The organism is Streptomyces sp. NPDC048514 (assembly GCF_043199955.1).
Classification (GTDB): Bacteria; Actinomycetota; Actinomycetes; order Streptomycetales; family Streptomycetaceae; genus Streptomyces.
Window position 1 is genome coordinate 336,912 of sequence record NZ_JBICWT010000001.1, and the last position, 24,417, is coordinate 361,328.

Sequence of the window (24,417 nt, forward strand, 5' to 3'; positions counted from 1 at the left end):
GCTCCCGGCGGGAAAGTTACGCAGCCGTAGGTTTACGGCGTATCGCAGATCGTGCCCGAAGAACGGACGGGTAGCCAGTCCTGGTGCCCCGCGGCGGCGAGATCCTCGTCACGTCGGCCTACAGGCCGCCCGGACCGTGAAGTGCCGCCGGATACCACCGGAAAGCCGTGCGACAGAAACGCTTGCGGGGGGCGTCGCGACGGAAACGATTCCGGGAGGCGGGAATCTCCGTGACGTCGGGAATGCTTGTGCAGAGGACGGCGGGACGGCGGCGGTTGCGCGGCGAGGGAGAGTGCGGGTGCGCGGGCGGGACGACGGCAAGCGGTTGGGGGCGGCCGAGCTGGGCGGCGAACGCGGCGAGCGGGCCACCCTCGTCCAGTTCTCCAGCGCGTTCTGCGCGCCCTGCCGGGCCACCCGGCGCATCCTCGGCGAGATCGCCGCGATGGTGCCCGGGGTGACCCATGTGGAGATCGACGCCGAGGCCCGGCTGGACCTCGTACGCGAGCTGCGGGTCCTCAGGACGCCCACGGTCCTGGTCCTGGACGCCGAGGGCCGGGAGGTGCGGCGCGCCACCGGGCAGCCCCGCAAGGCCGACGTCATCGCGGCACTGGGCGAGGCGGTGTGAGGGGCCCTCGGGACGCCCTGCGGCATCTTCGCGATCCCGAACCGTCCTTGACTGCGCGCGCCACCTATCGTCAGTCTGACCCGATGCCGATCGAACTCCTTCTCCATGAGCGGATGCACGTCGACCTCTCCCGCACCGCGAGCGCGCGCTGTCCGGGCTGTTGAGCACCGACGACCCCGCCTGTGACCTCCGGCAGAAGGACCACTCCATGACGGCCACGCCCGACCTCGGCACCGCTCGGCTCGCCGCCCCCGACCTGTTGCGTTCCGCCTTCCGCCGGCACGCCGCCGGTGTCGCGGTGATCACCGCCGACGGCGACTCGGGCCCGGTCGGCTTCACCGCCACCTCCCTGACCTCCGTCTCGGTGGAGCCACCGCTGGTCTCCTTCGGCATCGGTGTGGGCGCTTCCAGCTGGCCCGCCATCGCCAAGACCGAGCACGTCGGCATCCACATACTCGGCGACCACCAGAGCGAGCTGGCCGCCACCTTCGCCCGCAGCGGCGCCGACCGCTTCGGCGCGCCGACCGCCTGGCGCGAGGGACCCGAAGGCGTACCGGTGCTCGACGACGTGCTCGCCTGGCTGGTGTGCCGGGTCGTCGGGCGGGTCCCTGCCGGTGATCACCGGATCGTGCTCGCCGAGGTCGTGCTCGGCGACCCCTCGGGTACCGGCCGTCCCCTTCTCTACCACCAGGGTCGCTTCAACGGCCTGCGGGATTGATCACGCCGGCCGGACCTGCGCCGCAGTCGGGTTCCGGTTACGCTGCGTTGCGAAGGTCACAGTTCAAAGCGCTTGCTTAGCGGGCAGGAACTGGGTGTACTGGCGAGTAATATTTCGGTCGGAGCGCGCGGACGCCCCGATCGGGATCGGCCGCTTCAGGCGCCTATGCTGCCTGCAAGAGGCAGCCCGGAAATGACGATGCAGTAGGAGAGCCGGCGTGAGCTTGAGGATCGTTGTCACTGTGAAGTACGTGCCCGACGCCACTGGCGACCGGCACTTCGCCGATGACCTGACCGTCGACCGCGACGACGTCGACGGTCTGCTCTCCGAGCTGGACGAGTACGCGGTCGAGCAGGCACTGCAGATCTCGGAGAACGCGGACGACGCCGAGGTCACCGTTCTGACCATCGGCCCCGAGGACGCCAAGGACGCGCTCCGCAAGGCCCTGTCGATGGGTGCCGACAAGGCCATCCACGTCGAGGACGACGACCTGCACGGCACGGACGCCATCGGTACGTCCCTGGTGCTGGCCAAGGCCATCGAGAAGGCCGGTTACGACCTGGTCATCTCCGGCATGGCCTCCACCGACGGCACGATGGGCGTCGTTCCCGCGCTGGTCGCCGAGCGTCTGGGCGTCCCGCAGGTCACCCTGCTGTCCGAGGTCTCCGTCGAGGACGGCACGGTGAAGGGCCGCCGCGACGGCGACGCCGCCTCCGAGCAGCTCCAGGCGCAGCTCCCGGCGATCGTCTCGGTCACCGACCAGTCGGGCGAGGCGCGCTACCCGTCCTTCAAGGGCATCATGGCCGCCAAGAAGAAGCCGGTGGAGTCCTGGGACCTGTCCGACCTGGACATCGAGGCCGAGGAGGTCGGTCTCGACGGCGCGTTCACCAAGGTGGAGACCGCGACCCAGCGTCCGGCCCGCACGGCCGGCACCATCGTCAAGGACGAGGGCGAGGGCGGCAAGCAGCTCGCTGAGTTCCTCGCGGGCCAGAAGTTCATCTAAGGGCCCGCGCCCGCCGACCGCCCCTCAACTTCGTTACGCAGGAGAGCAATCCCATGGCTGAAGTCCTCGTCTACGTCGATCACGTGGACGGTGCCGTCCGCAAGCCCACCCTGGAGCTGCTGACCCTGGCCCGCCGCGTCGGCGAGCCCGTCGCCGTCGCGCTGGGCAACGGCGCCGCCGACACCGCCGCCACGCTGGCCGAGCACGGCGCGGTGAAGGTCCTCACCCACGACGCGTCCGAGTACGCCGAGTACCTGGTCGTGCCGAAGGTGGACGCGCTGCAGGCCGCCGTCGAGGCCGTCTCCCCGGCCGCCGTGCTGGTCCCGTCCTCCGCGGAGGGCAAGGAGATCGCCGCCCGTCTGGCGCTGCGCATCGGTTCCGGCATCATCACCGACGCCGTCGACATCGAGGCCGGCGACGAGGGCCCGGTGGCCACCCAGTCGGTGTTCGCCGCGTCCTTCACCACCAAGTCCCGGGTCGTCAAGGGCACCCCGGTCATCACGGTCAAGCCGAACTCGGCCGCCGTCGAGGCCGCGCCGGCCGCCGGTGCGGTCGAGGCCCTGTCGGTGTCCTTCTCCGAGAACGCGACCGGCACCAAGGTCACCGGCCGTACGCCGCGTGAGTCGACGGGCCGCCCGGAGCTGACCGAGGCCGCGATCGTGGTCTCCGGCGGCCGTGGTGTCAACGGCGCCGAGAACTTCTCGATCATCGAGGCGCTCGCCGACTCCCTCGGTGCGGCCGTCGGTGCCTCGCGTGCCGCGGTGGACGCGGGCTGGTACCCGCACACCAACCAGGTCGGCCAGACCGGCAAGTCGGTCTCGCCGCAGCTGTACATCGCCAACGGCATCTCCGGCGCGATCCAGCACCGCGCCGGTATGCAGACCTCCAAGACGATCGTGGCCGTCAACAAGGACGCCGAGGCCCCGATCTTCGAGCTGGTCGACTTCGGTGTGGTCGGCGACCTCTTCGACGTCGTCCCGCAGCTGACCGACGAGGTCAAGACCCGCAAGGGCTGAGCCCCCGCAAGGGCTGAGCCCGGCCGGGGCTGAGCCCCCTGAGGTGCCTTCGAGGCCCCGGTGACCGCACGCGGTCCCCGGGGCCTCGGTGCATCCTGGTGACGGATCCGCCGGGGTGCCGACCACGGTCCGGACGGGGTGTTGACCAGCGAGAACCACCCGGATAACTTCATTCTACGGATTGTTGATTCCGTACAGCGGAAAATTGGAGGGTGTGGGATGGGTCAGCAGGAGAAGGTGGCGACGAGCCTCGCGGGCACCGTCAGCGAGGGGATCAGTGCCTCCCTCGCACCGGTCGACGCGGAGCTGGAGCGCCGCTACCCCGGGGACCCCGGCACCCGCCAGCCCGTGCACACCGTCTACGTCCCCGGTGACGCCTTCGCCGCCGACACCCTCCGCTCCTGGGGCGACCGGGCCCTGACCGCCCTCGACGAACACGCCCCGGACGCCGCTTCCTTCGCGGCCGTCCTCGGCCTCTCCGACGACCTCGCGGAGCCGGTGTACTCCCGCGTCCGCGCCAAACTGGAGCGCGAGCCCATCGAGGACCTGCGCGTCGACTTCGAGGACGGCTACGGCCCACGCCCCGACGCCGAGGAGGACGAGACGGCGGCCCGCGCGGCCCGCCTGATCGCGGAGGCGTACCGGAACGGCACGGCGGCGCCGTACATGGGCATCCGGATGAAGTGCATGGAGGCCGCGGTACGCGACCGGGGCATCCGCACCCTCGACGTCTTCCTGACCGGCCTGATGGAGGCCGGCGGCCTGCCCGAGGGCCTGGTCCTCACCCTGCCCAAGGTGACGTACCCCGAGCAGGTGAGTGCCTTCGTCCGTCTCCTGGAGGCGTTCGAGAAGGAGCACGGCCTGGACGCCGGCCGGCTCGGCTTCGAGATCCAGATCGAGACCAGCCAGTCGATCCTCGCCACCGACGGCACCGCCACCGTCGCCCGTATGATCCAGGCCGCCGAGGGCCGCGCCACCGGCCTGCACTACGGCACCTTCGACTACAGCGCCTGTCTCGGCGTCTCCGCCGCCTACCAGGCCAGCGACCACCCGGCCGCCGACCACGCCAAGGCGATCATGCAGGTCGCCGCGGCGGGCACCGGCGTACGCGTCTCGGACGGCTCGACGAACGTCCTCCCGGTCGGCCCGGCCGAGAAGGTCCACGACGCCTGGCGCCTCCACTACGGCCTCACCCGCCGCGCCCTCGCCCGCGCCTACTACCAGGGCTGGGACATGCACCCGGGACACATCCCCACCCGCTACGCGGCCGTCTTCGCCTTCTACCGCGAGGGCTTCGAGCAGGCCGCCGGCCGCCTCGCCCGCTACGCCAGCCACACCGGCGGCGACGTCATGGACGAGCCCGCCACCGCCAAGGCACTCGGCGGATACCTGCTGCGCGGGCTGGACTGCGGAGCCCTCGACATCGCCGAGGTCGCCCGCCTCACCGGCCTGACCCGCGCCGACCTCGAAGGTTTCGCGGCACCTCGGCGCGGCGACCTGACCGCGTCCGCCAAGTAGCCGGTCGGTCACCGCCTCCGGCGGCCGCCACCTTCCGCCACCGTCGCCCAGCGGGCGGCCGCCACCTCGCCGCCGTCCCGTCCTGCGGACGCCACTCACCCGTGGGGTGGACGGTCCGGCGGACGGGGCGGCTACCCGGCCGTCCCGTCCGCCGGACCGGCGGCGTAGGACTCGAGCCCGGACTCCGTGACCCACTTGTGCGCGGCGAACAGCCGCGTGCCCTGGGCGCACCGCCGGACGTCATCGCGTGCCCGGGCGCTGAACTCCTCCGGTGTCACCCCGAACAGTCCCCTCAACGGGGCGGACCGGGCGAGGAGTTCGGTGAGGAGTGCGTGCTGGCCGGGATGGCCGCGCGGGGCACCGCTGTCGTCGCGCAGCACCCCGTGCCGGTTGACGTACGAGTACACCCCGGGCAGAGCCCGGCCGTCGGCCAGTTCGACGCGTACGTCCGGCGCGGGCAGCCACAGCCGCCGGAAGTTCCCGTCGGGCAGCGGTACGCCCTCGCTGGCGTCGATCACGTCCAGCTGACGGCGATCGAGCCAGATGACGAACAACTCCCGTGAGCCGTGACGGGACTTGACGGGAGACGCGGACACATAGCCCATGCGGCTGACGTGCGCGGAGACGCCGACGTCGACCCCGGTCACCCGTGCCCGCACCATCGGGATGGAGCCGTAGACCCCGAACTGGGTCATCTTGTGCCGCAGTTGCCCGGGGGAGGCGTTGGAGCCGACGGCCAGCACCGGCCTCCGGTCGGCGTGCACCAGGCGCTCCAGCGGCAGCATGAGGTCGCCGTCGAGCAGTCCGGAGTCGGCCGGCCAGGTGCCGGGATAGGCCAGCGGATGGTCGCGGGGTGCCTCGGCGAGGCCGAGTTCCTCCAGGGTGCGGCCGGCCATACGCGGCTCAGTCGGCCGGCGGCAGCTCGCCCGAGCCGCGCGTGATCAGCCGGGTCGGCAGCTCGATGCGCTCCGGCGCGACGAGGCTGCCGTCCAGTTGCCGGAAGAGGCGCTCGGCGGCGGTCCGGCCGAGGGCCGCCGCGTCCTGCGCGACGACGGTGACACCCGGCTGGAGCAGATCGGCCAGCTCGATGTCGTCGAACCCGACGAGGGAGACCCGGCGGGTCTGCTCGGCGAGGACCCGGATCACGGTGACCGTCACCCGGTTGTTGCCGGTGAAGATCGCGGTGACGGGGTCGGGTCCGCCCAGCATCTCCTGCGCCGCCCGGCGTACCCGCTCCGGACTGGTCGTCCCGAGGGACATCCAGCGCTCATCGACCGGTATCCCCGCGTCCTCCATGGCCGTCCGGTAGCCCCGCAGCCGCTCGGCCGCGGTGTGGATGCGCGGCATGTCGCCGATGAACCCGATCCGCCGGTGTCCGTGCCCGATCAGATGGGTGACGCCGTCGCGGGCGCCGCCGTAGTTGTCGGACAGCACCACGTCGGCGTCGATCCGGCCGGCCGGCCGGTCCACGAACACGGTCGCCACGCCGGCCCTGATCTCCGGCTCCAGATAGCGGTGGTCGTCGCCGGCCGGGATCACCACCAGACCGTCCACCCGCCGCGCGCACAGGGCCAGCGCCAGCTCCTGCTCGCGCTCGGGGTCCTCCGCGCTGGAGCCGTTGATCAGCAGGGCGCCGTGGGCGCGGGCCACCTCCTCCACCGCGCGGCTGAGCGGGCCGTAGAAGGGGTCGGCGAGGTCCTCCAGGACCAGGCCGATGCTCGCCGTGCGCCCCTTGCGCAGCACCCGGGCGCTGTCGTTGCGGCGGAAGCCCAGGGCGTCGATCGCCTCCTGCACGCGCCGCTCGGTGTCCGGGGTGACGCCGGGCTCGCCGTTGACCACGCGGGACACCGTCTTCAGGCCGACCCCGGCGCGTGCGGCCACGTCCTTCATCGTCGGACGGTTGCCGTAGCGGGTCCCCGCGTGACGGTCTGCGCGGTGGGTGGTCTCGGGCACGATGCGCTGTCCTGTCCTGTCGTCCGTGGTCTCCCATGGGGGTGGTGCGGGGCGAACCATGGGCTTGTATGAGGATGTGGCGTCGAGCATAGAGCCTGGACAACGTTGTCAGATGCGAGAGAGACTGTCCACCGCTGTCTCCGGCCTGCGCCCCCACCGTTTGACCGGCCTGACTCTGTATGGTTCTCGAGCTTTCGACGGGGAGATCTGACTCTGATGCACACCGACCTCGTGGCGGCCCTGGACATCGGCGGCACCAAGATCGCCGGCGGGCTGGTGGACGGCGATGGCCGGATCCTGGCGCGCGCCCAGCGTGCCACGCCCGCTCGACAGGATGGCGAAACGGTCATGCGGGCTGTCGAGGAGGTGCTCGGCGAGCTCGTGGGATCACCCTTGTGGGGCCGCGCCGATGCGATCGGCATCGGCAGCGCGGGCCCGGTGGACGCTTCGACGGGCACCGTCAGTCCGGTGAACGTACCGGGCTGGCGTGACTTCCCGCTGGTCGACCGGGTGCGCGCGGCCGCCGGGGGCCTTCCGGTCGAGCTGATCGGCGACGGCGTGGCGATCACGGCGGCCGAGCACTGGCAGGGTGCCGCCCGCGGCCACGACAACGCGCTGTGCATGGTGGTCTCGACGGGCGTCGGCGGTGGCCTGGTCCTCGACGGCCGGCTGCATCCCGGGCCGACCGGCAACGCCGGGCACATCGGGCACATCAGCGTCGATCTCGACGGCGACCCGTGCCCGTGCGGCGCGCGCGGCTGTGTGGAGCGCATCGCCAGCGGGCCGAACATCGCCCGCCGTGCCCTGGAGGAGGGCTGGCGGCCGGGGCCGGACGGCGACACCTCGGCCGCCGCGGTGGCCGACGCCGCTCGTGCGGGCGATCCGGTCGCCGTGGCCTCCTTCGAGCGGGCCGCGCAGGCGCTGGCCGCCGGCATCGCGGCCACCGCCACCCTGGTCGAGATCGACATCGCGGTGATCGGCGGGGGCGTGGGCAAGGCCGGCGACATCCTCTTCACGCCTCTGCGCAAGGCGCTCACCGACTACGCGACCCTGTCGTTCGTGCGGCGGCTGACGGTCGTGCCCGCACAGACGGGCACCGACGCGGGACTGGTCGGCGCCGCCGCGGCCGCGCTGGCCCGCCGGCCGGACCCCACCGCGGCGAGCGTCTGACCGCGGCCGGGGCCGGCCTGTGGCGGTGGCCGGGTACCCGACTGCCGGGGTCAGCAGCTCAGCCGGGCGTCCGCCCAGTCCGCGTGGTCCGAGTCGTCGCCGTCCCCGCCGTCCGTGACGACGAGCCGGACCACCTGGGCGCCGCTGACGTCGGCGGTGACCGGTTGCGCGGGCAGGGCGTTGGTCAGCACCCCGGTCGAGGCGACCGTGGTGCCGTCCGCCCGGATCTCGAAGGCGACCGTGCCCTTGGCGCCCTTCTCGTCGTCCACGCCGACGTCCGCGGTGACCTTCTCGCAGGCCTTGCCGGTGTAGAAGGAGAGGTCGCTGAGGGCGTGCACGCCGAGTCCCTTGGCGTACACCGCCCCGCCGACGGTGAGCGGGTTCCCGTCGCCCGCTGCGCTCTCCCCGTTGCTGGTGTCGCGCTCCACCGGTCCCCAGCCGCTGGTCGCCGACAGCAGCGGCAGGTCGCTGAGGTACGACGTCCCCCGGGGCGGCGGCAGGACGACGGCGGCGGTCATCTCCAGCGCGCCGCTCACCCGCTGTCCCGAGGGTGAACGGTAACGCGCACGGAGCGTGAGGTCGTTGGAGCCCGTGGGTGTCCCGGCCGGGGCGGTCACCCGCCAGCCGGTGCGCAGTGTCCCGCCCGTGGTGAGGGTGGCGGCCGTGGTCGCCGACGTGGGCCGTACCGTCCAGCCCTCGGGGCCGGCCAGTGACACGGACACCTGACGTGCGGGCGTCCGGCCGAGGTCGGTGACGGTGCCCGTCAGCGTGGCGGGGGAGCCCGCCTCCAGCAGCGGGTTCCCGTCCAGGCCGAGTTCGGCGGCCGGAGGCCGGGTGGCCCAGTGCGGGTCGGCCGAGACGCGCAGCAGTACCGTGCCATGGGCCGGAACGGTGGCGGCGAGGGTGCCGGCCGTGTTGTAACTGCGGTGCCGCCACAGGTCACGCAGTGTGTAGGCGGCGGCATCGGGCAGGCCCACGGCCTCGGCGCTGGTGGCGATCCGCTGGGGAGCGGCCGACTCGTTGAAGAGGGCCACCGCGCGGCTGCCGTCCTTCATCTCCTTGGCGACGACCCAGCGTCCGCCGGCGGAGGAGACGACGGTGCCCTGCTTGCCGAGCGGGTCCTGGTCGACGGCGATGACCTCCTTGTCGCCCAGGATGTCGAAGGTCGCCCGGGAGGCCTTGCGCAGGTCGGTGCCGATGAGCAGCGGCGCGGCCATGACCGACCAGAGCGAGAAGTGCGAGCGGTACTCGGTGTCCGTCATGCCGCCGTTGCCGACCTCCAGCATGTCGGGGTCGTTCCAGTGGCCCGGGCCGGCGTACGGCGCGAGTGGCAGGTTCTGCTTGAGGATGGACAGCATCGAGCCCCAGCTGTCACTGATGTCACCGGTGGTTCGCCACAGTTGACCGACGTCGGCCGCCCATTCCCAGGGTCTGTTCTCGCCCCATTCGCAGATGCTGTAGACGATGGGCCGGCCGGTCCCGGCGGAGGCGGCCCTCAGCGCGTCGCGCATGGTCCGGTACCGCGTCCTGGCGTCGGCACCCTGGTTGTTGCAGTTGTCGTACTTGAGGTAGTCCACGCCCCAGTCGGCGAACTGCCGGGCGTCGCTGTACTCGTGGCCCAACGCGCCCGGGAAGCCGGCGCTGTTGCAGGTCTTGGTGCCTGCGCTGGTGTAGATGCCGAGGTCCAGGCCCTTGGCGTGCACGTAGTCGGCGACGGCCCTGATGCCGTTCGGGAAGCGGGCCGGGTCGGGGACCAGCCTGCCGTTCGCGTCGCGGGCGGGCAGTGCCCAGCAGTCGTCCAGGTTGACGTACCGATAGCCCGCGTCCTTCAGGCCCTTGGTGACGAAGAGGTCCGCGATCCCCTTGACCATCGCCTCGTCGAAGTCGGCTCGGCAGTGCGTGGAGTTCCAGTTGTTGAAGCCCATCGGCGGTGTCAGGGCGAGGCCGTCGGCCGGGGCCGGCGCGGCCGGCACCGCCGCGGGAGCAGCCGCGGGAGCCGCCAGCGCGGGGGCGGCGAGACCGCTCGCGCAGAGCAGTCCCGCAACCAGTGCTCCGGTCACTCTGTAAGGGTTCGTGCGGGTGTGAGGGTGACGCATGGTCGACGTTCCTCCGACTCGCGAAAGGTGGATGACGGCATGCGGTCGCCCAGGACGGCATGCACGCGTCATCGATGGGCGTTCACGGTAGAACCTGTCGGAGTATGTTGGAAGAGGGGTGCCGTGGTTGCCTGACGGCCCGTCGATTCCGTCGGCAGAGCACCTGTCGCGCCTCGTGGTCCTCATCAGACGTTCGGATGTGTTCGCTTCGGCTGTTCGACCCCGGCCGCACTCCGGCTCGCGGACCGGAGACGGCTCCGTGGGTCCTGGACGTCGGCCTCGGACGCCCGGCCGTGGTGATCCGCGTGACCCCGGATCGCTTCCGCAGTTGATCAGCGCATGAAGAAGCGCAGCATGCTCGCCCTCGCCACCCTCGCCACCGGATTCGTCGTGGCCGCCATCACCCCGTCCCCCGCCGCGGACGACGGATCCCTCTCCGACATCAAGGTCTCGGACACCCTCGGCAGCGCCGACCAGCTCGTCAGCCACGACAGTTTCGCCATCGACGACGGCCCCCTCGGGCAGGAGTAGACCCGCCGGCCCACGGCGTGTGTGCCGGTGTCCCCGCGGCGGGGGACACCGGCACAGGCGCCCTCACCGGGACGGGGTTTCCGTGGCAGGGTGGAGCGGGCAAGCCACAGGGGGCCAACAGAAGAGGGGGAGTCCGTGACCGTCGTCTGGATCAACGGCGCGTTCGGTGCGGGGAAGACCACCACCGCACGGGAGCTGATCGAACTGATCCCGAACAGCACGCTCTTCGACCCCGAGGTCGTCGGCGCGGCGCTCACGCATCTGCTGCCGGCCAAGCGGCTGGCCGAGGTCGGTGACTTCCAGGATCTGCCGATCTGGCGCCGGCTCGTGGTCGACACGGCGGCCGGGATGCTGGCGGAGTTGGGCGGAACCCTCGTGGTGCCGATGACCCTGCTCCGTCAGGACTACCGCGACGAGATCTTCGGCGGCCTCGCCGCCCGCCGAATTCCCGTGCACCATCTCCTGCTCGCCCCGGCCGAAACGATCCTGCGCGAGCGTGTGGCCGCGCGTGAGGTGCCGCCGGATCCGCCCGACGGCGAGATGCGGATACGGCAGTGGTCGTACGACCACATAGAGCCCTACCGCGCGGCCCTCGCCTCCTGGCTCACCGCCGACGCCCACCTCGTGGACACCAGCGGCCTCACCCCGCACGAGACGGCCGTGCACATCGCCGAGTCCGTCGGCAGCGGTGCCGTACCCGCCTGCGACATCGTGCAGACTCCGGAGCCGACCGCCGAGACGCTCGCCGCCGGGGTACTGCTCTTCGACGACCAGGACCGGGTGCTGCTCGTCGACCCCACCTACAAACCGGGCTGGGAGTTCCCGGGCGGTGTGGTCGAGCGCGGCGAGGCCCCGGCCCGGGCCGGTATGCGCGAGGTCGCCGAGGAGACCGGGATACGGCTGCGCGAGGTGCCCAGACTGCTCGTCGTGGACTGGGAACGGCCCGCACCGCCCGGCTTCGGCGGACTCCGGCTGCTCTTCGACGGCGGCCGGCTGGAGTCCGGCGAGGCGTCCCGGGTACTGCTGCCCGGGCCGGAACTGCGGGCCTGGCGCTTCGCCACCGAACAGGAGGCCGCCGGCATGCTCCCACCGGTCCGCTACGAGCGGCTGCACTGGGCCCTGCGGGCGCGGGAGCGCGGGACCGCGCTCTACCTGGAGGCCGGCGTGCCGGTCGGCTGACCTGCGGCCGCGAGGCTGCGGCAGGGGCGGCTGCGGACGAGGGGCCGCCACGCGACGACCGAGCGGCTCCTTCGAGGCGGCAGCGGCAGGTGCTTCGCCGCTCAGGACGTGGCCGCGGCCCGGCGCAGGGCCGGCGTGCCGCCGGGGCCGGCCGTCCCCGGTATGGGTGGGGACGGCCGCGGATGGGGCGCGTCAGCTCGCGTAGTTGCGCAGGAAGAGCGCCTCGGCGACCGACAGACGCTCCAGTTCCTCGGGCGACACGCTCTCGTTGACCGCGTGGATCCGGGCCTCCGGCTCGCTCAGCCCGATGAGCAGGATCTCCGCCTGCGGGTACAGGCCGGCGAGGGTGTTGCACAGCGGGATGGAGCCGCCCTGCCCGGCGTACTGCATCGACTCGCCCGGGTAGGCCACCGCCATCGCGTCGGCCATCGCCTGGTAGGCCGGGCTGGAGGTGTCGGCGCGGAACGCCTGGCCCTGGCCGATCTGCTCGGTGGTGACGCGGGCGCCCCAGGGGGTGTGCGCCTCGAGGTGCGCCTGGAGGAGCTTGGTGGCCTCCGCGGCGTCGACGCCCGGCGGCACCCGCAGGCTGACCAGCGCACGGGCGCCGGCCTGCACCGACGGGGTGGCGCCGACGACCGGCGGGCAGTCGATGCCGAGCACGGTGACGGCCGGACGGGCCCAGATCCGGTCGGCGACCGAGCCGTCACCGACCAGCTCGACGCCGTCCAGCACCCTGGCGTCCGTACGGAACTGCTCCTCGGTGTAGTCCAGACCGTCCCACTGCGCCGTGGCGTCCAGGCCCTCGACCGTGGTCGAGCCGTCCTCGGCGCGCAGTGAGTCCAGGACCCGGATCAGCGCGGCGAGGGCATCCGGCGCGGCGCCGCCGAACTGGCCCGAGTGCAGGTTGCCGGCCAGGGTGTCGATCCGTACCCGGACCAGGGTCATGCCGCGCAGGGTGGTGGTGACCGTGGGCAGGCCGGCCCGGAAGTTCCCCGCGTCGCCGATGACGATGGTGTCCGCCGCCAGCAGTTCGGGGTGCTCCTCGGCGTACCGCTCCAGGCCGCCGGTGCCCTGCTCCTCCGAGCCCTCCACGATCACCTTCACGTTCACCGGGACGCCGCCGTTCGCCTTCAGGGCGCGCAGCGCGAGCAGGTGCATGATCAGGCCGCCCTTGCAGTCGGCGGTCCCGCGGCCGTACCAGCGTCCGTCGCGGTCGGTCAGCTCGAACGGCGGGGTGGTCCAGCCGGCCTCGTCCAGCGGGGGCTGCACGTCGTAGTGCGCGTAGAGCAGAACCGTTTTGGCGCCTTCGGGGCCCGGCAGCCTCCCGTACACCGACCGTGTGCCGTCGGGAGTGTCCAGCAGGGCCACGTCGGTGAAGCCCTCGGTGCGCAGCGCGTCGGCGATCCAGTTCGCGGCGGCGTCGCTCTCGCTCTTCGGGAACTGCGCGAAGTCCGCCACCGACTTGAAGGCGACCAGCTCGGTCAGCTCCGCCTTGGCCCGGGGCATGAGCGAGGCGACGGTCTCGGCGACCGGATTCGACGACATGGGCACGCTCCTCGTGGGTGCGACGTTGAACAGGGTGGGTACCCCCGATACTCCCACAGTGGCCTGCGACGACGGCCGCCGTAGGATGCGGGGGGACACTTCGGCGGCGGCTTGATCGGAGCGGTAGACCATCGTGAGCGGCGAGAATTCTTCGGCGGACGACGTGCAGCGGGTGTGGGACGTCGTCGTGGTGGGCGCGGGACCCGCGGGGGCCTCCGCGGCCTACGCGGCAGCGGTCGCGGGGCGACGCGTGCTGTTGCTGGAGAAGGCCGACCTGCCCCGCTACAAAACCTGTGGCGGGGGCATCATCGGCCCCTCGCGCGACGCGCTTCCGCCCGGCTTCGAGCTGCCACTGCGGGACCGGGTGCACGCGGTCACCTTCTCGAACAACGGCCGCTTCACCCGCACCCGCCGCTCCCGGCAGATGCTGTTCGGGCTGATCAACCGGCCCGAGTTCGACCAGCAGCTGGTCGAGCACGCCCAGAAGGCGGGCGCCGAGCTGCGTACGGGCGTGACGGTGCAGCGCGTCGAGCAGCACGGCTCGGCCGTGCCGGACCGGCGCACGGTCGCGGTGGTCCTGCAGGGCGGGGAGACGGTGCTGGCCCGCGCGGTCGTCGGCGCCGACGGCAGCGCCAGCCGCATAGGAGCCCATGTCGGTGTGAAGCTCGACCAGGTGGACCTCGGTCTCGAAGCGGAGATCCCGGTGCCGGAGCCGGTCGCCGAGGACTGGCAGGGGCGGGTCCTCATCGACTGGGGCCCGATCCCCGGCAGCTACGGCTGGGTGTTCCCGAAGGGGGACACCCTGACGGTCGGTGTGATCTCCGCGCGGGGCGAAGGCGCCGCCACCAAGCGCTACTTGGAGGACTTCGTCGCCCGCCTCGGCCTGTCGGGCTTCGAACCGTCCGTCTCCTCCGGCCACTTGACCCGCTGCCGCGCCGACGACTCGCCGCTCTCCCGCGGCCGGGTGCTGGTCTGCGGTGACGCGGCCGGCCTGCTGGAGCCGTGGACCCGGGAGGGTATCTCCTTCGCGCTGCGCTCGGGCCGGCTGGCGGGTGAGTGGGCGGTCCGCATCGCCGAGGCCCACGACGCGGTCGACACCCGCCGCCAGGCGCTGAACTACGCGTTCGCGATCAAGGCCGGCCTCGGTGTCGAGATGAGCGTCGGCAAGCGGCTGCTCGGCGTGTTCGAGAAGCGCCCCGGTCTCTTCCACGCGGCCCTCACCGGCTTCCGTCCGGCATGGAAGGCGTTCAAGGACATCACCCGGGGCTCGTCCTCGCTGGGCGAGATGGTCCGCGCCCACCCGCTCGCCCAGCGCGCCCTGACCGCGATGGACCGGGGTCCGGCCGCGGCCACGGAGGAGCCCGCCGGTCCGTGACGGTGATCCGGAAGACGGGGTGGTCACCGGCGCAGGCGATGATCTCCTCGTCGGAGGACCTGGCCGTCACCCCGGCGAAGTACCGGTCGACCTCCCAGCCCCACTTCTCCAGGCAGGTCCACAGGACGGGGAGCTTCCCGGCGTCCCGCCCTCATCGGCATCGTCCGTGGCGCGCACCAGCGGCCCGGCCGCGCCAAGGCGCCGCTCCCGGCCGATCTGCGCCCGGAGGCCGAGCGGATGGCGGCCGACCTCGCCCCCGGCCTGCCGCCCGGGGCGACGGCGGCGTCGGTGGCCGCCTGGACACAGAAGTTCGGGCTGATCGGGTTCGAGCCGTTCGGGCGGTTCCACCGCGTCGTGGGGGACCGCGAGGCCTTCTTCCGGCACGCGGTGCTCCGGCCGGCGCACGGGGTCGGCCTGGGACCGGCCTGAGCCGCGTACTCCCCGGGGAGTACCGGCGGCCACCACGCCCGGCTGACGCCCCGGTGGCCCGGCGCCGTCTAGCGTGGCGTGCATGGAAGAGGAGCACGGGGGCGGACCCTCGCACTGGTGGCGGTACGGGCCCCCGTGGTGGAACCGCCCGGACGACCCCGAGGCCGGGGGCGCCCCGCTGCCCTGGCGCAGCACCCTCCTCGTCACCGCGTTCGTGCTGATCGGCACCCACTTCGCCGCGCAGGGCCAGCACCGTGTCCGGCTGGACGGCTACGGGATCGCGTTGCTGCTGGCCGCCTCGGTCCTGCTGCTGTGGCGGCAGCGGCACCCGGTGCCCGTGGTCTTCGGCACGGCGGCGGCGGCCCTCGTCTATCTGGCCCTCGGTTATCCCTATGGCCCGGTCTTCCTCACGGTCGCCGTCGCCTGCTTCAGCGCGGTCGTCGCCGGCCGCCGCCGGGCCGCCTGGGCGGCCATCGGCCTGCTCTGGGCCGGGCACGCGCTGGTCGCGCTCCGGCTGTACCGCTCGCTTCCGCCCGCGGGCGACGAGCGGGGGAGCGTCACCCAGGAGATCGTCATCGGCACCTGGGTGCTGGCGATCGTCGCGCTGTCCGAACTGGCCAGGGTGCGGCGCGAGCAGTGGGCACGGGAGCGGGCGGACCGCGCCCAGGCGGCGGCACGGCGAGCCGACGAGGAACGGCTGCGGATAGCCCGCGAACTGCACGACGTACTCGCGCACAGCATCTCCGTCATCAACGTCCAGGCGGGCGTGGGCCTCGCCCTCCTCGACAGCGACCCCGAGCAGGCCCGAACGGCGCTGACCACCATCAAGGCCGCCAGCAAGGAGGCGCTGGGAGAAGTGCGCCAGGTCCTCGACACCCTGCGCGCGCCCGGAGCCGCCCCGCGCACCCCCGCCCCCGGCCTCGACCGGCTCCCCGAACTGGTGGAACAGGCCGCGACCGCGGGCCTGACCGTGGAGGTGGAGGGCGAGTTGCCGCGGCTGCCGCCCGGCGCCGACCTGGCCGCCTTCCGCATCGTGCAGGAGGCCCTGACCAACGTCGTACGGCACTCAGGATCACGGCAGGCCCGGGTGCGGCTCGTGCACGAGGACGGCGCGCTGCGGCTGCGGATCGACGACGACGGGCCGGCGACCGGCACGGACGCCGGGGGCAGCGGCAACGGGCTGGCCGGCATGCGGGAGCGGGCGGCGGCGCTGAGTGGCAGCATCGAGGCGGGCCCACGCCCCGACGGGGGATTCCGGGTGCTCGCCGTACTGCCGACGCGCCTCAGGGAGGATCAGTGATCCGGGTACTGCTCGCCGACGACCAGTCGCTGGTACGGGCCGGGTTCAGGGCCCTGCTCGACGCCCAGCCGGACATCGAGGTGGCCGGAGAGGCGGCCGACGGCGAGGAGACGCTGCGGCTGGCGGGCGAACTGGCACCGGACGTCGTTTTGATGGACATCCGCATGCCTCTGCTGGACGGGCTGGCCGCGACCCGGCGCATCACCGGGGCCCCGGAACTGCGGAAGGTGAAGGTGATCATGCTGACCACCTTCGAACTCGACGAGTACGTCTTCGAGGCGATCCGCGCGGGTGCCTCCGGCTTCCTGGTGAAGGACACCGAGCCGGACGAACTCCTGCGTGCCGTGCGGGCGGTGGTCGACGGCGACGCACTGCTGTCCCCGGGCGTCACCCGCCGCCTGATCGCCGAGTTCGCGGCCCGTTCCAAGGAACCGGCGGCCGCCGACGTGCTGGGCCGGCTCACCGAGCGGGAGCGGGAGGTGATGGCACTGGTGGGCATCGGCCTGTCCAACGAGGAGATCGCCCGCCGCCTGGTCGTCAGCCCGCTCACGGCCAAGACCCACGTGAGCCGGACGATGGTGAAGCTGGGCGCCCGTGACCGCGCTCAACTCGTCGTGCTGGCCTACGAGTCGGGGCTGGTGCGGCCGGGCTGGCTGGGCTGATCCCGGGGCCGCCCACCGCGTGTCCCGGCGGCCGGTCTTCCGGACGTGCGCCCGGCAGGCGGGCGTCGGTGTCCCAGACGTGGCCCGGCAGGCGGGCGTCGGTCTCCCGGAGGTGGCCTGGCAGGCGGGCGTCAGCCCCACAGAGGTGCGCCCGGCGGACAGGCCAACTGCCGCCGGGCGCACGCTGGGAGGCGTTCCCCCTAGTCGCGGACCGCCACGCGCTCCGCCTCCGCCTCCGTCACGGTGGACCTGACGACCACGACCGACGGCCGGACTCGACGGCTGCGCACACCGGTGAGGGTGATGAGCAACCCGGCCAGTGCGACGCCCGTGACGACCATGAAACCCGGCCGGTAGCTGTCGAGGACGGCCTGCGGGGTGGCGTGCGCGGGAGCCCCCGCGGTCACCACGGCCGTCACCACCGCCAGGAAGATCGCCCCGCCCACCTGCACCGACGTGTTGAGCAGACCGGAGACCATGCCCTGCTCGTGATCCTCGACCCCGTTGGTGGCCTGGATGTTGAGCGAGGGGAAGACCAGCGCGCAGGCGGCGCCGATCAGCAGCATGGACGGCAGGATGACCGCCGCGTACGACGGGTCGAGGTCGACGCGCAGGAACAGCGCGTACCCGACGACCATGAACGCGAAGCCGGCCGTGATGAGCCTCGGAGTGCCGAACCGGTCGACGAACGCGCCGACCTTGGTGGACGACACCGCCACCAGCGCCCCCGCGGGCAGGAAGGCGAGCGCCGTGTGCAGCGCCGACCAGCCGAGCAGGGACTGCATGTACAGGGTGGTCAGGAACTGGAAGCCGACGTAGGAGCCGAAGAAGGCGACCGCGCCCAGCTGGGCGCGCACTTGACCGCCCGCGCGCAGCACGCCCAGCCGGATCAGCGGGCTCGGCGAGCGCCGTTCGACCAGGACGAAGGAGGTCAGCAGGACGGCGGCGGCCAGGAAGGAGAGCAGGGTCCGGGCGGAGGCCCAGCCGGTGTCGGGTGCCTGGACGACGGTGAACACCAGCAACAGCATCGAGGCCGTGCCGAGGACGGCGCCGGGGACGTCGTAGCCGCCGTGGTTCTCCTCGCGGGCGCTGCGCGGCAGCAGCCTCAGGCCGGCGACGAGGGCGAGCAGGGCGATCGGGGCGGGCAGCAGCATGGTGAGGCGCCAGCTGGCCTCGGTGAGCAGACCGGACAGCACCAAGCCCATAGAGAAACCGGTGGCGGCGCAGGTGGTGTAGATGGACAGGGCCCGGTTGCGCAGCGGGCCCTCCGGGAACGTCGTGGTGATGATCGACAGGCCGGCCGGTGCGGTGAAGGCGGCACTCAGGCCCTTGATGAAGCGGCTGGCGATCAGCAGCGGCCCGGAGTCCACGAGCCCGCCGAGCAGGGAGGCCAGCGCGAAGACGCCGAGCGCCACCAGGAAGACCTGGCGTCGGCCGAGCAGGTCGGCCGTGCGGCCGCCGAGCAGGAGCAGACCGCCGTATCCCAGGATGTAGCCGCTGACGATCCATTGCAGTGTCGACGTCGACAGGTGGAGGTCGGAGCCGATGGACGGCAGCGCGACGCCGACCATCGACACGTCCAGCGCGTCCAGGAACATCGCGGCGCACAGCACGAGGAGCGTGCCCCACAGCCGGGGAGTCCAGCGAACCGCCGAAAACGGGCCGGCGGGGGTGGTGAGCGGAGAGGTCATGCCGAGGACACTACATGCGCGTGCATTGAATGCAAAAGCATTTAATTCCAGTGCAACAAATCCGTTCCTCTGCTACGGTGCGTGCATGGCGGCGAAGAAGGCCGAGCAGGCGCTCGTGGAGCAGTGGCGCGACATCCTGGCTCTCCATGCCCGTACCCAGTGCGAGCTGGACCGGGCACTGCACGGACACGGCCTGTGCGCCAGTGACTTCGAGGTGCTCGACCTGCTGGCCGAGGGTGCGGCGGCGGACGGCGGCTGCGCCTACCGGGTGCAGGAGATCTCCGACCGGGTCCACCTCAGCCAGAGTGCGCTGTCCCGGCTCATCGGCCGTCTGGAGAAGGACGGCCTCGTCGAGCGGGCCATGTGTTCCGAGGACCGGCGCGGGGTGCGCGTGGCGCTCACCGGAAAGGGGCGCGCGCTGCACGGCGAGGTACGGCCGGTGCAGCGCGCCGTGCTGACCCGGATGCTCGACGAGGTGGGCTGACCGGGCGTCAGATCCCGGACGAGGCCCGCCAGAGCTCGGCGAGCGAGCGATCGCCGGTGACGCTCGGCACCGGTGCGCGATTCCACAGCGCCAGATACAACTGGTCGGCGCAACCGGACAGTTCGGCCTCGGCCTCGCCGGCCGCGTCCCGTACGGTCACCGGCGGCCCGGACGTGATCCGCACGGTCCACACCGCGTCGGCCCCCGCGTCCACCGCGCGCACCCGCAGTACGCGCGGCTCCTCGGATCGGACCCGGCTCCTGGACCGGGCGTGGAAGCCGCGCAGCAACTCGTCTATGCCGTCCGCCGCGAAGCCCGGGGCGATGGGAGAGGCCGCCGCGCCGCACGCCGCCTCGGCGTCGTACCGGTGCACGGTCGTCTCGTGCGCCTGCCGCCGGGTCCAGAACGCGAGCGGCGAAGGGCTGGGCGCCGGAAGGAAGGTCCAGCACTCCACCTCGGCCGGCGCGCCGGCGAGCGTGTCGACCAGCAGACGGTGGCTGTCCCGGTACCAGGCCACCAGCTCCGCACCGTCCAGGTCCGGCGGATCGACGATGGGCCGGGGCGTGGTGTGCGCGTCGGCGACCAGCGCGGCGGCCCATCGGTGCACCGCCCCGGTGTGCCGCAGCAGATCGCGCACCTGCCATTCAGGACACGTCGGCACCTTGGCATCGGGCCCCGCCTCCGCGGCGGCCGCGGCCAGCAATCGCCCCTCCCGGTCGAGCGTCCGAAGGAACTCGGCAGTCCCGGTGTCCGCGGGGTTCTCGGGGTTCTCGGGGTTCTCGGCAGTCTCCATGCGCTGAGTGTGCCGGATGGATCGCGTCGCGGGAGGGGCCGCGGTGAGTCCGGTGGAGGGATCGGCGCCGGGAGGCCGGTCGTGGGCGAGGTGGCACCCCGCGCCGGCCCGCCGGTCGCCGAAACGGCAGCCGGGCTCGCCCGGTTACGGAACTCCGAGGTCAGCCGCCCATGGCTCGCCGCGTCGACACTCCCACGGCCGCGGCCACCGCAGCTAGGGCGGCCACGCTGGTGAGGGCGGTGGGCAGGGAGAACCAGTCGGCCATGAAACCGATGGCGGGCGGCCCGAGGAGCATGCCGCCGTAGCCCAGTGTGGAGGCGACGGCGACGCCGGACGGGCCGGCCAGGGCGCCGGCCCGCTCCACGGCGACCGGGAAGAGGTTGGCCAGGCCGATCCCGGTGACGGCGAAGCCGATCAGCGCGGCCCACACCGACGGGGCGAGCGAGCCGAGCAGCATGCCGGCCGCCCCGACCGTGCCCCCCATGATCACGGTCCGGGCCCGGCCGAGGCGGGCCAGCAGGACGGATCCCGTCAGCCGCCCTGCCGTCATGGCCAGCGCGAAGCACGCGTACCCGGCGGCCGCCGTGCCCGCGGAGGCGGCCAGGTCCTGCTGGAGGTGGAGCGCACCCCAGTCGGCCATGGCGCCTTCGCCGTAGGCGGTGCACAGGGCGACCAGCCCGAAGACGACGACCAGGCCGCGCGACCCCGGCCGCCGCGCCCCGGCGCCGCCCCCCGCCGCTCCCGAGGCGGGCCCGGGGTCCGCCGGCGCCGGAGGTTCGTGCCGGAGCAGGGTCCGGCCCGCGATCGCCGTGACGAGGAGCCCGATCAGGGTGAGACCGAGCAGATGGCGGGCGGGGGAGAGGGCACCGGCAACCAGTCCGCCGAGGCTCGCGCCGATCATCCCGCCCAGACTGAAGGCGGCGTGGAAGCTCGGCATGATCGGCCGGCGCACGGCGGCGACCAGATCGACGGCGGCGCTGTTGAAAGCGACGTTCACCCCGCCGTACGCGGCGCCGAAGAGGAGCAGGACCGTGCCGAGCGCCGCTGCCGAGTGCGTGAGCGGGGGCAGCGCGACGCTGAGCGCGAGCACCACCATGCACACGACGGTCACCGGATGACTGCCGTAGCGGCGGCACAGCCGGCCGGTCAGCGTCATGGTGAGAACGGCGCCCGCGGACACCCCGAGCAGAGCGAGCCCGAGCCCACCGGCGGAGGCGTGCGTCTGGTGCTTGACGTCGGGGATGCGGACGACCCATCCGGCGAAGATGAAGCCGTCCAGTGCGAAGAAAGCGGTGATCGCCGCGCGCAGCCCGGCAAGGTTCCGGCCCGGCACGACGCTGTGCGGTCGGGTTTTGTTCATTAGCGGCACAAACTCAGCGTAAGGGGGAGGCGCGCAGGCGGGCAAGGGGAGGTGCGCGCGTGAACCGTCGTCACCGGTCGTGGTGCCGAACCGGCGAGGGGGTGCCGGCGAGCGGGGCCTTGAGGGAGTGCCGTCGAGGGGAGGGCCTTGGGGGTGGGGGTGCCTTGAGGGAGTGGCGGCGAGGGAGCGGTGGCGAGGGGGGGTGCCTTGAGGGAGTGGCGGCGAGGGAGCGGCGGCGAGGGAGTGCCGTCGAGGATGGGGTCGTTGTGCGGGCCTCGCGCGGGCGCGCTGCGGACGTGGCCGGTCCGGCAGGCCTCTTGGGCCGGCCGGCGGGTGACGGCTTTCCGGACTTCTCCCGGTGGGTCCGGGCAACACGCTTCCGAAGGCGGCCTGTTCGAAGAGGGTGCGTGTGTGCGGGTGGAAACCCCCTGGCGGATACCGGACGGTTAATACTTGCTCACGAGCTGGTTGCGGGCGGGTGAGCGCGCCATGATGGGCCCATGACGTTGGCCTCACGCGCGCTCGCGCAACTGGCGACCTGGCCGGACCTGAGACAGGCCGTCCCGAGCTGCGGAGTGGGAGAGGCGGTGACTTCGGTCCAGGGCGAGATCGCCCACTTCCACTCGGACCGGGACGTCGACCTCAGACTGACCGACCGGGCCGTCCGCCGGTTCGCCAAGGATTTCAAGGACGCCGGGGCGATCAGGGTCGTGCCCGGCTCGCAGTGGGTGACACTGCGCCTCGACGCCGCCAGCGACGTCGACCTGCTGCTGACCCTGGTGAGCGTGGCGCTCCAGGCCCACCAGGCGTGGCCCGACCCCGCCGACCGGCCCGTATTCGGCTGCAACGACCAGCGGGGCGCGGGTTTCGTGACGGCCGTACTGAGCGCGTTCTGAGTTCTCCTCGCGTTCGGAGCCCACGGGACGCTGGGTTCACGGGGCGCTGGGTTCACGGGGTGCTGGGTTCACCTGAGTTGTGAGTCCACGGCTCGTTGTGAGTTCACGGCTCGTTGTGAGTTCACGGCTCGTTCTGAGTTCACGGCTCGTTCACCGCGCGGTCCGGACGGGTACCGGTCCCGGCCCCGCGAAATCCCGGATGCCGGTGGCCCGTCGGTCCCTCACACCGCCAGGACCTTGACGCCCGCCTCCTCGAACCGGCGGACCGTCTCCTGGCTCACCGCCGTGTCCGTCACGAGCGTGTTCACCAGGTCCGCCCCGCAGATACGGGCGAAGGCCCGCTGCCCGAGCTTGCTGGAGTCGGCGGCCACCACCACGCGTTCGGCGCGCTCGCAGAGCACCCGGTTGATCGCGGCCTCCGCCTCGTCGTGCGCCGCCGCTCCGTGGAGGGCGTCGAAGGCGACCACGCCGAGCACCGCCACGTCGAGGGTGATCTGGCCGAGCACTCCGTCCGCGAGCGGGCCGATGAGTTCGTACGACTGCGGGCGCGCCACCCCGCCCGTCACCACGATCTTGAACTGCGGCCGCACGGCAAGCTCGTTGGCGATGTTCAGCGCATTGGTGACGACGGTGAGTGCCGGCGAGCCGGTGGACAGGTCACCGCGTACGGCGAGGGCGCGGGCCACCTCCGTGGTGGTCGTACCGCCGGTCAGCCCCACCGCCTCGCCGGGTGCCACGAGATCGGCGACGGCCTTGGCGATGCGCTGCTTCTCGGAGGCGCGGCGGGCCGTCTTGTAGCGCAGGGGGAGTTCGTACGACACCCCGTGCACCACCGCTCCGCCCCGCGTGCGCACCAGCATCTGCTGTTCGGCGAGCTGGTCGAAGTCCCGGCGGATCGTCGCCGCCGACACGAGCAGCTCGCCCGCGGCCTCCTCGACCTCCAGCCGGCCGCGCTCGACGAGCAGTTCCAGCAGCGCCTTCCAGCGGGCGTCCCGCGACATCCACGGCCTCCGTTCCCCGATCGGCCGCCGATCGCTCGCCGGTCGTTCCCCGAGCGTTCCCCGGTCCTTCTCCGTCTCTCTCGGTGACCTTAGCGCACCCGGCCTTGGGCTCCAGATGCTTGATTGTGCTCGAAAGCTCGCTATATCTTGCAGGAACAATCAGCAAGGGGAGGGTGTGGGCATGACCCATGTCGAGGACGAGCTGAACAGCCAGCCGGAGTGCTGGATACGGGTGGCCGAGGAGGCGGGGCGCCACCGCGACGTGCTGCCGGGGTCCGGGGAGCGGGTCGCCGTCGTCGGGTGCGGGACCTCGTACTTCATGGCGCAGGCCGTGGCCGCACTGCGGGAGGGCGCCGGACAGGGCGAGACCGACGCGTTCGCCGCCTCCGAGTTCCCGCGCGGGCGGTCGTACGACCGGGTGATCGCCCTCACCCGCTCCGGCACCACCACCGAAGTGCTGGAGCTGCTGGGCGGGTTGAAGGGGCGTACCCGCACCACGGCGGTCACCGCCGATCCGCGGACGCCCGTCATGGCGGCCGCCGACGACCTCGTCGTACTGGACTTCGCCGACGAACGCTCCGTCGTCCAGACCCGGTTCGCGACCACGGCACTCACCCTCCTGCGCGCCCACCTCGGCCTGCACGCCGACACCGTCGTCGCCGACGCGCGCACCGCCCTGTCCACTCCTCTGTCCCAAAGGCTGGTCGACTGCACCCAGTTCACCTTTCTCGGGCGCGGCTGGACCGTCGGGCTGGCGAACGAGGCCGGACTGAAGATGCGCGAGGCCTCCCTGTCCTGGACCGAGGCCTACCCGGCGATGGAGTACCGGCACGGCCCGATCAGCGTCACCACCGAGGGCACGGCCACCTGGATGCTCGGGGAGGCTCCCGAAGGCCTCGCCGAGCAGGTACGGGCCACCGGCGCCCTGTGGGTCGAGGGCGCACTCGACCCGCTCGCCGAACTCGTCCGGGCCCAGCGGCTGGCCGTCGCCGTCGCCGCCGCCCGTGGCCTCGACCCCGACCGGCCGCGCCACCTGACCCGCTCGGTGATCCTGGCCCCCTGAGTCCACCGC

General features: G+C 72.6%; 23 protein-coding genes and 1 pseudogene. 15 read left to right on the plus strand and 9 right to left on the minus strand.

What is annotated here, in order from left to right; translation table 11 throughout:
• Window positions 1-292: 292 nt before the first annotated feature.
• From ACGFT2_RS01435 to ACGFT2_RS01455, 5 genes are all read left to right on the plus strand, one after another.
• Window positions 293-625, plus strand: coding sequence for a TlpA family protein disulfide reductase (locus tag ACGFT2_RS01435; RefSeq protein WP_393272289.1), 333 nt, complete (start codon window positions 293-295; stop codon window positions 623-625).
• 208 nt (window positions 626-833) lie between these two features.
• On the plus strand, window positions 834-1,343 hold the full coding sequence (locus tag ACGFT2_RS01440) for a flavin reductase family protein (RefSeq protein WP_393272291.1): 510 nt from the start codon (window positions 834-836) through the stop codon (window positions 1,341-1,343).
• A gap of 217 nt (window positions 1,344-1,560) precedes the next feature.
• The gene (locus tag ACGFT2_RS01445) at window positions 1,561-2,346 is read left to right on the plus strand and encodes an electron transfer flavoprotein subunit beta/FixA family protein (RefSeq protein ID WP_393272293.1); all 786 of its coding nucleotides are present in this window, start codon (window positions 1,561-1,563) and stop codon (window positions 2,344-2,346) included.
• A gap of 53 nt (window positions 2,347-2,399) precedes the next feature.
• Entirely contained in the window at window positions 2,400-3,362 is a 963-nt protein-coding gene (locus ACGFT2_RS01450; protein ID WP_393272296.1) for an electron transfer flavoprotein subunit alpha/FixB family protein, read from the plus strand.
• 219 nt (window positions 3,363-3,581) lie between these two features.
• The gene (locus ACGFT2_RS01455) at window positions 3,582-4,880 is read left to right on the plus strand and encodes a DUF6986 family protein (RefSeq protein ID WP_393272298.1); all 1,299 of its coding nucleotides are present in this window, start codon (window positions 3,582-3,584) and stop codon (window positions 4,878-4,880) included.
• A 131-nt stretch (window positions 4,881-5,011) separates the two neighbouring features.
• Here ACGFT2_RS01455 and ACGFT2_RS01460 read toward each other — a convergent pair whose 3' ends face one another.
• Together ACGFT2_RS01460 and ACGFT2_RS01465 are read right to left on the minus strand one after the other, a co-directional pair.
• Window positions 5,012-5,776, minus strand: coding sequence for a hypothetical protein (locus ACGFT2_RS01460; protein WP_393272300.1), 765 nt, complete (start codon window positions 5,774-5,776; stop codon window positions 5,012-5,014).
• Between the two features lie 7 nt (window positions 5,777-5,783).
• A complete protein-coding gene (locus ACGFT2_RS01465; RefSeq protein WP_393272303.1) occupies window positions 5,784-6,893 on the minus strand; it encodes a LacI family DNA-binding transcriptional regulator in 1,110 nt (369 codons plus the stop codon).
• A gap of 156 nt (window positions 6,894-7,049) precedes the next feature.
• On the opposite strand from ACGFT2_RS01465, the gene ACGFT2_RS01470 reads away from it, so the two are divergent.
• Window positions 7,050-8,003, plus strand: a complete 954-nt coding sequence (locus ACGFT2_RS01470; protein WP_393272306.1) for an ROK family protein — start codon at window positions 7,050-7,052, stop codon at window positions 8,001-8,003.
• A gap of 50 nt (window positions 8,004-8,053) precedes the next feature.
• Here the strand turns inward: ACGFT2_RS01470 and ACGFT2_RS01475 are convergent, their stop codons facing one another.
• The gene (locus ACGFT2_RS01475; RefSeq protein ID WP_393272309.1) at window positions 8,054-10,099 is read right to left on the minus strand and encodes an NPCBM/NEW2 domain-containing protein; all 2,046 of its coding nucleotides are present in this window, start codon (window positions 10,097-10,099) and stop codon (window positions 8,054-8,056) included.
• A gap of 339 nt (window positions 10,100-10,438) precedes the next feature.
• Here ACGFT2_RS01475 and ACGFT2_RS01480 point away from each other — a divergent pair, with 339 nt between their 5' ends.
• A complete protein-coding gene (locus ACGFT2_RS01480) occupies window positions 10,439-10,630 on the plus strand; it encodes a hypothetical protein (RefSeq protein WP_393272312.1) in 192 nt (63 codons plus the stop codon).
• Between the two features lie 135 nt (window positions 10,631-10,765).
• The gene (locus tag ACGFT2_RS01485; protein WP_393272315.1) at window positions 10,766-11,809 is read left to right on the plus strand and encodes an NUDIX domain-containing protein; all 1,044 of its coding nucleotides are present in this window, start codon (window positions 10,766-10,768) and stop codon (window positions 11,807-11,809) included.
• A gap of 192 nt (window positions 11,810-12,001) precedes the next feature.
• On the opposite strand, the gene ACGFT2_RS01490 is transcribed toward ACGFT2_RS01485, so the two are convergent.
• Window positions 12,002-13,354 (minus strand): dipeptidase, encoded by a 1,353-nt coding sequence (locus tag ACGFT2_RS01490; RefSeq protein ID WP_393272318.1) that lies wholly within the window; start codon window positions 13,352-13,354, stop codon window positions 12,002-12,004.
• Window positions 13,355-13,487: 133 nt separating this feature from the next.
• On the opposite strand from ACGFT2_RS01490, the gene ACGFT2_RS01495 reads away from it, so the two are divergent.
• Entirely contained in the window at window positions 13,488-14,729 is a 1,242-nt protein-coding gene (locus ACGFT2_RS01495) for a geranylgeranyl reductase family protein (protein ID WP_393272321.1), read from the plus strand.
• On the opposite strand, the pseudogene ACGFT2_RS01500 reads toward ACGFT2_RS01495, so the two are convergent.
• A pseudogene (locus ACGFT2_RS01500) lies at window positions 14,728-14,874 on the minus strand (deazaflavin-dependent nitroreductase); the annotation flags it as partial. The gene ACGFT2_RS01495 and the pseudogene ACGFT2_RS01500 overlap by 2 nt on opposite strands.
• Window positions 14,875-14,966: 92 nt before the next feature.
• Between ACGFT2_RS01500 and ACGFT2_RS01505 the strand changes: the two are divergent.
• From ACGFT2_RS01505 to ACGFT2_RS01515, 3 genes are all read left to right on the plus strand, one after another.
• Complete coding sequence (locus ACGFT2_RS01505; RefSeq protein ID WP_393272324.1) at window positions 14,967-15,158, plus strand: WHG domain-containing protein; 192 nt, start codon at window positions 14,967-14,969, stop codon at window positions 15,156-15,158.
• An 82-nt stretch (window positions 15,159-15,240) separates the two neighbouring features.
• On the plus strand, window positions 15,241-16,458 hold the full coding sequence (locus tag ACGFT2_RS01510; RefSeq protein ID WP_393272327.1) for a sensor histidine kinase: 1,218 nt from the start codon (window positions 15,241-15,243) through the stop codon (window positions 16,456-16,458).
• Entirely contained in the window at window positions 16,455-17,120 is a 666-nt protein-coding gene (locus ACGFT2_RS01515; RefSeq protein WP_393272330.1) for a response regulator, read from the plus strand. The genes ACGFT2_RS01510 and ACGFT2_RS01515 overlap by 4 nt, the downstream gene beginning before the upstream one ends.
• A gap of 200 nt (window positions 17,121-17,320) precedes the next feature.
• On the opposite strand, the gene ACGFT2_RS01520 is transcribed toward ACGFT2_RS01515, so the two are convergent.
• A complete protein-coding gene (locus tag ACGFT2_RS01520; protein ID WP_393272333.1) occupies window positions 17,321-18,811 on the minus strand; it encodes an MFS transporter in 1,491 nt (496 codons plus the stop codon).
• 85 nt (window positions 18,812-18,896) lie between these two features.
• Here ACGFT2_RS01520 and ACGFT2_RS01525 point away from each other — a divergent pair, with 85 nt between their 5' ends.
• On the plus strand, window positions 18,897-19,295 hold the full coding sequence (locus ACGFT2_RS01525; RefSeq protein ID WP_393272336.1) for a MarR family winged helix-turn-helix transcriptional regulator: 399 nt from the start codon (window positions 18,897-18,899) through the stop codon (window positions 19,293-19,295).
• A gap of 7 nt (window positions 19,296-19,302) precedes the next feature.
• Here ACGFT2_RS01525 and ACGFT2_RS01530 read toward each other — a convergent pair whose 3' ends face one another.
• Window positions 19,303-20,088 carry a maleylpyruvate isomerase family mycothiol-dependent enzyme gene (locus ACGFT2_RS01530; protein ID WP_393272339.1) on the minus strand — a complete coding sequence of 262 codons (786 nt, stop codon included), beginning with the start codon at window positions 20,086-20,088 and terminating at the stop codon, window positions 19,303-19,305.
• 160 nt (window positions 20,089-20,248) lie between these two features.
• Window positions 20,249-21,448 (minus strand): MFS transporter, encoded by a 1,200-nt coding sequence (locus ACGFT2_RS01535; RefSeq protein ID WP_393272341.1) that lies wholly within the window; start codon window positions 21,446-21,448, stop codon window positions 20,249-20,251.
• A gap of 500 nt (window positions 21,449-21,948) precedes the next feature.
• On the opposite strand from ACGFT2_RS01535, the gene ACGFT2_RS01540 reads away from it, so the two are divergent.
• Window positions 21,949-22,344, plus strand: coding sequence for a luciferase family protein (locus ACGFT2_RS01540; protein WP_393272344.1), 396 nt, complete (start codon window positions 21,949-21,951; stop codon window positions 22,342-22,344).
• Between the two features lie 221 nt (window positions 22,345-22,565).
• Here ACGFT2_RS01540 and ACGFT2_RS01545 read toward each other — a convergent pair whose 3' ends face one another.
• Complete coding sequence (locus tag ACGFT2_RS01545; protein ID WP_393272347.1) at window positions 22,566-23,345, minus strand: DeoR/GlpR family DNA-binding transcription regulator; 780 nt, start codon at window positions 23,343-23,345, stop codon at window positions 22,566-22,568.
• Window positions 23,346-23,526: 181 nt separating this feature from the next.
• Here ACGFT2_RS01545 and ACGFT2_RS01550 point away from each other — a divergent pair, with 181 nt between their 5' ends.
• Window positions 23,527-24,408, plus strand: a complete 882-nt coding sequence (locus ACGFT2_RS01550; protein WP_393272350.1) for an SIS domain-containing protein — start codon at window positions 23,527-23,529, stop codon at window positions 24,406-24,408.
• The last annotated feature ends 9 nt before the right edge of the window (window positions 24,409-24,417 follow it).

Excerpts from the sequence above, each read along its gene's own strand:
- ACGFT2_RS01440 (WP_393272291.1), top strand. The coding sequence starts at position 834 with ATGACGGCCACGCCCGACCTCGGCACCGCTCGGCTCGCCGCCCCCGAC.
- ACGFT2_RS01450 (WP_393272296.1), top strand. The coding sequence starts at position 2,400 with ATGGCTGAAGTCCTCGTCTACGTCGATCACGTGGACGGTGCCGTCCGC.
- ACGFT2_RS01455 (WP_393272298.1), top strand. The coding sequence starts at position 3,582 with ATGGGTCAGCAGGAGAAGGTGGCGACGAGCCTCGCGGGCACCGTCAGC.
- ACGFT2_RS01460 (WP_393272300.1), bottom strand. The coding sequence starts at position 5,776 with ATGGCCGGCCGCACCCTGGAGGAACTCGGCCTCGCCGAGGCACCCCGC.
- ACGFT2_RS01465 (WP_393272303.1), bottom strand. The coding sequence starts at position 6,893 with ATGGTTCGCCCCGCACCACCCCCATGGGAGACCACGGACGACAGGACA.
- ACGFT2_RS01470 (WP_393272306.1), top strand. The coding sequence starts at position 7,050 with ATGCACACCGACCTCGTGGCGGCCCTGGACATCGGCGGCACCAAGATC.
- ACGFT2_RS01475 (WP_393272309.1), bottom strand. The coding sequence starts at position 10,099 with ATGCGTCACCCTCACACCCGCACGAACCCTTACAGAGTGACCGGAGCA.
- ACGFT2_RS01480 (WP_393272312.1), top strand. The coding sequence starts at position 10,439 with ATGAAGAAGCGCAGCATGCTCGCCCTCGCCACCCTCGCCACCGGATTC.
- ACGFT2_RS01490 (WP_393272318.1), bottom strand. The coding sequence starts at position 13,354 with ATGTCGTCGAATCCGGTCGCCGAGACCGTCGCCTCGCTCATGCCCCGG.
- ACGFT2_RS01505 (WP_393272324.1), top strand. The coding sequence starts at position 14,967 with ATGGCGGCCGACCTCGCCCCCGGCCTGCCGCCCGGGGCGACGGCGGCG.
- ACGFT2_RS01510 (WP_393272327.1), top strand. The coding sequence starts at position 15,241 with ATGGAAGAGGAGCACGGGGGCGGACCCTCGCACTGGTGGCGGTACGGG.
- ACGFT2_RS01520 (WP_393272333.1), bottom strand. The coding sequence starts at position 18,811 with ATGACCTCTCCGCTCACCACCCCCGCCGGCCCGTTTTCGGCGGTTCGC.
- ACGFT2_RS01525 (WP_393272336.1), top strand. The coding sequence starts at position 18,897 with ATGGCGGCGAAGAAGGCCGAGCAGGCGCTCGTGGAGCAGTGGCGCGAC.
- ACGFT2_RS01530 (WP_393272339.1), bottom strand. The coding sequence starts at position 20,088 with ATGGAGACTGCCGAGAACCCCGAGAACCCCGAGAACCCCGCGGACACC.
- ACGFT2_RS01535 (WP_393272341.1), bottom strand. The coding sequence starts at position 21,448 with ATGAACAAAACCCGACCGCACAGCGTCGTGCCGGGCCGGAACCTTGCC.
- ACGFT2_RS01540 (WP_393272344.1), top strand. The coding sequence starts at position 21,949 with ATGACGTTGGCCTCACGCGCGCTCGCGCAACTGGCGACCTGGCCGGAC.
- ACGFT2_RS01545 (WP_393272347.1), bottom strand. The coding sequence starts at position 23,345 with ATGTCGCGGGACGCCCGCTGGAAGGCGCTGCTGGAACTGCTCGTCGAG.
- ACGFT2_RS01550 (WP_393272350.1), top strand. The coding sequence starts at position 23,527 with ATGACCCATGTCGAGGACGAGCTGAACAGCCAGCCGGAGTGCTGGATA.